The sequence below is a fragment of the Haematobacter sp. genome (assembly GCF_032102465.1).
Classification (GTDB): Bacteria; Pseudomonadota; Alphaproteobacteria; order Rhodobacterales; family Rhodobacteraceae; genus Haematobacter.
In genome coordinates, this window is sequence record NZ_DAMDHB010000041.1 from 25768 (window position 1) to 31933 (window position 6166).

Genomic DNA, 6166 nt, shown 5'->3' on the forward strand with positions numbered 1-6166 from the left:
CAAGGGAAATGAGATGCCAAGCACAACGATAGACGAAACCGGATATCTGGCCGATCTGGCCGCGCGACGGGCGAAGTCGTGGCCGAGGGACATACCCGCCGAAATCACCTATCCGCTGGGGGAACGGCCGCTTTCCGACTATCTGCGCCACTGGGGCGATACGCAGGCGGCGGAGACCGCGCTCATCTACTACGGGACGGAGATCACCTGGGGCGAGCTTGACCGGCTGAGCGAGGGGTTCGCCAATCTTCTCAAGGGCCTTGGCATCGGCAAGGGCGACAGGGTGGCGGTCTTCCTGCCCAACTGTCCGCAGTTCCACATCGCGTTCTTCGGCATCCTGAAGCTCGGTGCGGTGCATGTGCCGATCAGCCCGCTCTCCAAGGGCTATGAGCTTGCCTACCACCTCAACGATTCCGGCGCGGAGGTGATCGTCGCGCAGGATACCCTGCTGCCCGTCGTCGATGAGGTGCGGGCGGAAACCCGGCTGCGCAAGGTGTTCGCCACCAGCCTCTCGGAACTGGTCCCGGAGGAACCCGCATTCAACGTGCCGGGCTTCGTGCGCCAGCCGCCCGCGCCGATGGCGGGAGCGGAGCCGTTCCTGCCCGCCGTCCGCTCCGCCCCGAAGGAGCGTGTCGGCGGCGCGGATCTGGATGGGGTCGCGGCGCTCAACTATACGGGCGGCACGACGGGCATGCCCAAGGGCTGCGTCCACACACAGCGCGACATGCTCTATACCGGTGCCGCCAACTGGTCCGTCGCCATGGCGGGCGACCGGACACTGATCTTCCTGAGCTACTTCCCCGAATTCTGGATCGCGGGGGAGAATGCGGCGCTGGTGTTTCCGGCAGTGACCGGGCGGCCTCTGGTGCTGCTGTCACGTTGGGATCCGCTGGGTGTGATGCAGGCGGTGGACCGCTACCGGGTGACCAGCATGGCGATGATGGTCGATGGCGCGGTGGAGCTGATGGACCACCCCCGCTTCGGGGAGTTCGACCTGTCCTGCCTGAAACGCCTGCGTGTCACCTCCTTCGTCAAGAAGCTGAACGTGGACTACCGCCAGCGCTGGCGTGAGCTGACCGGCACGACGCTCGCGGAATCGAGCTGGGGGATGACGGAGACGCATACCTCCAACACCTTCACCACCGGCATGCAGGACGACGACTACGATCTGAAGGCGCAGCCGGTGTTCGTCGGTCTGCCGATACCGGGGACGGAGTTCAAGATCTGCGACTTCGACACCGGGGAGATCCTGCCGCCGGATACGGAGGGGGAGATCGTCGTGCGGACACCCGCGCTGCTCAAGGGCTACTGGAACAAGCCGGAGGAGAGCGCTGCCGCGCTGCGGGGCGGATGGCTGCACAGCGGCGATATCGGGGTGATCGACAGCGCGGGGTTCCTGCACTACCTCGGCCGCCGCAAGGAGATGCTGAAGGTCAAGGGCATGAGCATCTTCCCCGTGGAGATCGAGGGCCTGCTGGGCAAGCACCCCGCCGTCGTCGGCAGCGGCGTCATCGGGCGCGACGATGCGGAGAAGGGCCAGGTGCCCGTGGCCTTCGTCGAACTGAAGGAGGAGCACCGGGGCCGCGTTTCCGCCGCGGAGCTTGCGGGCTGGCTGGGCGAGCGTATCGCGGCCTACAAGGTGCCGGAGATCGTGGTGATCGCCGCCCTGCCGCTCACGCCGACGGGCAAGGTCCGCAAGACCGATCTGCCCCAGTTCCTGCCCATGCCCGAACCCGCCGGATCTTGATGGCGGCTCTGGCGATGCCGGTGCTCGCGCCCGGCGGGCGATGGAGCCGTGGCGGGTCTCTGCGTCAACTGTCGAGCGACCGCGACCCGGTGAAGGGGCGTGGCAGTCCGAAGGGGCACGCCAGTCTCAACGGGTGTGCCAGTCTGAAAGGGTGTGTCCGGCTGTGGCAGGAGGTGAGCGCACTCCGCCATCCCCTGTGCCGGTCAACGTCTGACCGGAGCCTTTGCCTGCGGAAGCCGCCTCACTTCGCGGCCGTGCTTCGATCCGCGGGACGCGGCGGCCCGGAGCCGTGTGCGGCCCCTGCCTTCGGCAAGGGGGAAGGCGCCGCGCCGGTATGTCGGCCCCACGGAAACCGGAGGGGGGAGGGATCTCCGCTCCGCCGCCATGGCGCCCCGCCGCATCGCGCCCTCCCGCCCCATTCCCGCCAGCGGACAGATCCAGACCAGCCGGCGGACAATCCTTGCAAGGAGATGAGATGACCAGCCTCTTTCCCACCCCGCTGACCGAAACCGATGGTTGGCTGACAGGGCCGCTTCGCGCGCCTGTCCAGATGCTCTCCGCCCAGAACTATGACGGCCACGCCTCCATCCACGATGACCGCGCGGCGCAGACACTGGGCTTCAAGGGCGGCACGATCGAGGGGCCGACCCATTTCAGCCAGTTCGACCCGCTGGCCGTGCGCCTGTTCGGAGACCGCTGGCTGGCGGCGGGCTGTATCTCCGCGCATTTCCGCAACCCCGCGTTCGAGGGTGACCGGCTCCGCGCCATGGCGCGGCAGGTCGCGCCCGACAAGGCCGAGATCCGCATGGAGCGGGAGGACGGGACGGAGATCCTGCGCGGCAGCCTCTCCGTCGGCCCCGATCATCCGGTTTCGGCGCTGGAGGAACGGATGGCGACGCTACCGCCGCTGGAGGGCGCGCGGATCCTCGCCGATGTGCGGGTGGGGATGCAGACGCCCCGCCGCCCCATTTCCATGGGCTTCGATCAGAACATGGGCCATCTCTACCCGTTCAGCCTGGCCGAGAAGCTGTCCCGCATCACCGAACCGTCGCCGGCCTACCGGGGTGCCGTCGGGACCTGGCGCGAGGCGGTGATCCCTTTCGAGATGTTGAGCGTGCTGTTCTGCTACACCAACAAGCAGGATCCCTTCCCGGTGCGCGGCCCCGCCATCGGCCTGTTCGCGGATCAGGAGATCCGGCTGCTGGACGGCCCGATCTTCGTGGGCGAGCCTCTGGAGGTCGCGCGGGAGGTGGTCGCCCTGTCGGGCAGCCGCAGAACGGAAAGCATGTGGGTCCGCTCCGCCATCTACCGCCCCGGGACGACGGCGCCCGCAGCAACGATGCTGCTGAACCTCGCCAGCCTGAAAGACTCCTACAAGGGCGACGTGGATACGGCTGCCACGGCCTGACGGCATCCATCGCGATAACCGGCTGCCCGCCGCGCGGTAGGGGCAAATCCCTTGCTGTGGTGGCGACCGTGTCAGGAGCTCCGGCATTCCCGGTAGAAGGACATGCCGCGGTTCCTGACATGCCGCTCACCTACCATTTGCTCTGGAACAAGCGGCGTCCAAGCTGCACCGCGGGCGTGATATCCTCCGGGAGAACATCTGCGGGTCCATAGGCCGAACGCGATGTCAAAGCTTTTGGCCACGCGTGCGGGGGATGGCGCCGCTGCAGGAATGGCCCCAGCGCATGAAGCGCTTGGTCCGCGCGCGCGGGATGGTTCTTGGATGGGAACGCCAAGGATGCCTCATAGGCTTGGTCCGCGCGTGCAGGGGAATGGCCCGTCACAAGGCGCCAGCCTCCGAATACGGAGGTTGGTCCGCGCGCGCGCGGGGGATGGCGGTGCGTTGGGGGTGGTGATGGACACGACATCCAGCTTGGCCCGCGCGCGTGTGGGATGGCGTAGCGGATGACTTCCTCCCGCCGGTCCATGCGCTTGGTCCGCACGCGTGTGGGTGGCTTCGAAATCCATGGCCGTCCTCCCGCTGCCGCGGCTTGGGCGCACGCGCGTGGGGATGGCCCGGAGCGCGCGGCATAGAACCTGGCATAGGCAGCTTGGGCCGCACGCGTGGGGATGGGCCTTCTGGCTGGCAGCGTTGGCGGTACGATCCGGTTCGGCCCGTACGCGCGGGGGGTGGCTGATGTGCATGGATAGCGTATCTTCTGTCTGGCGTTTGGCCGCGCGCGTGAGCATGGCCGACGGACAGGCGCGAGGGGTGGATCTCCAATGGCTTTGACCCACACGCGCGGGGATGGCGCCGAACAGACCCTCGCCGACGACAAGATGCGCGCTTTCGCCCACACGCGCGGGGGATGGCGGAGGCGAGGGTCGTGAACCCAAGCTGGCGGGCCCTTTGGCCCGCGCGCGGGGGATGGAGCGGGCTGCTCTCACCGGCTGCGGGCCGGTATCGGTCTCGCCTTCATGTGCGAGGGATCAGGATGCACGCGGCCACCCTCGGTCATCGCGCGGGATTTCGCACTTGCGCGACGGCGCTGCATGACGGCGCATGACGGCGCTGCATATCGCAGATCATGGAGCCTTCCCGGAAGGAGGAGGCTTCGCCTCGCGCTCGGGGAGTTGTTCCGCGGACCATGCCTTGGGGCATCCGTCGGCTTCGCCTTGGCACGCGGGGAATGCATAGAGTCCGGCTGTTCCGACCCGTCAAAGATTTCCCCTTGCGCGCTCTGGCGGCAAGGCACGTTCCGGCGCGGGAATGCGGATCCCCATGCGGCCCGTCCGCCGCCCTACAGGTCTGCGTTGGAGGGGAAATCGTCCGCAATCTGAAGAATCCACCCGGAAATCCAGCCATTCTGGGCCGATTTACCGCGCATCGGCATACCACTTCGTCAGCCTCCCAAGGAGGGACCGCTTCCCCCCCGCGCGGCAGCGAGCGGTATATGGCCAGAGCCTTCGCGTCGCCGGGCTGGACGGCGCGGCGGATTCAGGCTCATCTGACACCGGCTACGGCACGCGACCGAAAAGAGAAGGCATCGCATCGACATGGAACTTACCGAACTGTCCGCCACCCGCCTGTCGGCGCTGATCCATGCGCGATCCGTCGCACCCTCCGAGGTGATGGCGGCCTATCTGGCGCGGCTCGACAGCGTGAACGGAAGCGTGAACGCCATCGTCTCCCCCCGCGAGCCGGATGTGCTGATGGCGGAGGCACGGGCGCTGGACGATACGCCGCCGCAGGGATGGCTTCATGGTATTCCCTTCGCGATCAAGGACCTGGCGCTCACCGCAGGGATCCGCACCACCTGGGGTTCACCGCTCCATGCCACGCATGTTCCGGTGAAGGACGGGCTGCTTGCCCAGCGGATCCGGGCGGCGGGCGCGATCCTGACCGGCAAGACAAACGTGCCCGAATGGGGGCAGGGCAGCCATACGTTCAACCCCGTCCACGGCACGACGCTGAATCCCTACGACCTGTCGCGCAGCGCGGGCGGATCCTCTGGCGGTGCGGCGGCGGCGCTGGCGGCGCGCATGGTCTGGGCGGCGGACGGATCGGACATGATGGGGTCACTGCGCAACCCCGCGGCCTTCTGCAACGTCTATGGCTTCCGCCCGACATGGGGCCTTGTGGCGGATGAGGCGGAGGGGGACGGGTTCTTCTCCACGCTCGCCACCAACGGGCCGATGGCGCGCGACGTGGAGGATCTGGCCCGCCTGCTGACCGTGATCGCGGGCGAGAACCCGGAAAAGCCCTTCCCGCGCCCGAATGCCGACTGGGCCGCGACGCTGGACGGGGGGATCGCCGGACTTCGTATCGGCTGGCTGGGCGACTGGGGCGGGGCCTATGCCATGGAACCCGGCATCCTGCCGCTGTGCGAGGCGGCACTGCGGCAGATGGAAGCGATGGGCGCCCATGTGGAGCCGCTTCCCCCGCCGTTCCCGGCGGAGAAACTGTGGGACTCCTGGATCACCCTTCGGGCCATGCTCTCGGCCGGAAGCAAGGCCGCGCTCGCCAGCGACCCGGAAAAGCGCCGCCTGACCAAGCCGGAAACCATCTGGGAGGTGGAGCGCGGCGCGGGCCTTTCCGCCGTGGCCGCCTATGATGCCAGCGTGGTCCGCAGCCGCTGGTATGCCCATGCGGCGCGGCTGTTCGAGCGGTTCGACCTGCTGGTGCTGCCCTCCGCGCAGGTCTGGCCCTTCCCGGCGGAGTGGCGCTGGCCGGAGACCGTGGCGGGGCGGCAGATGGACACCTATCACCGCTGGATGGAGGTGGTCATCCCCGCGAGCCTTGCGAGCCTGCCCGCCCTCTCTGTCCCCGTGGGCTTCGGCGATGGGGGACTGCCGATGGGGATGCAGCTCATCGGGCGGGCGGGCGCGGATGCGGCGGTGCTGCGCGCGGGCCATGCATGGCATCTGGCGACCGGCTGGCCTCAGGCGCGGCCGCCCCGTGTGAGCGCTGCG

General features: G+C 68.3%; 3 protein-coding genes. All 3 read left to right on the forward strand.

Features of this window, described 5'->3' with window-relative positions; all coding sequences use genetic code 11:
• Positions 1-13: 13 nt before the first annotated feature.
• Positions 14-1747 carry an AMP-binding protein gene (locus RT513_RS17965; protein WP_290685904.1) on the forward strand — a complete coding sequence of 578 codons (1734 nt, stop codon included), beginning with the start codon at positions 14-16 and terminating at the stop codon, positions 1745-1747.
• A 475-nt stretch (positions 1748-2222) separates the two neighbouring features.
• Entirely contained in the window at positions 2223-3155 is a 933-nt protein-coding gene (locus tag RT513_RS17970) for a hypothetical protein (protein ID WP_290685901.1), read from the forward strand.
• Positions 3156-4750: 1595 nt separating this feature from the next.
• A partial coding sequence (locus tag RT513_RS17975) for an amidase (RefSeq protein WP_290685898.1) occupies positions 4751-6166 on the forward strand: 1416 nt, incomplete at its 3' end.

What these genes read in the sequence shown, in the direction of transcription:
- RT513_RS17965 (WP_290685904.1), top strand. Translation starts at nt 14, where the DNA reads ATGCCAAGCACAACGATAGACGAAACCGGATATCTGGCCGATCTGGCC.
- RT513_RS17970 (WP_290685901.1), top strand. Translation starts at nt 2,223, where the DNA reads ATGACCAGCCTCTTTCCCACCCCGCTGACCGAAACCGATGGTTGGCTG.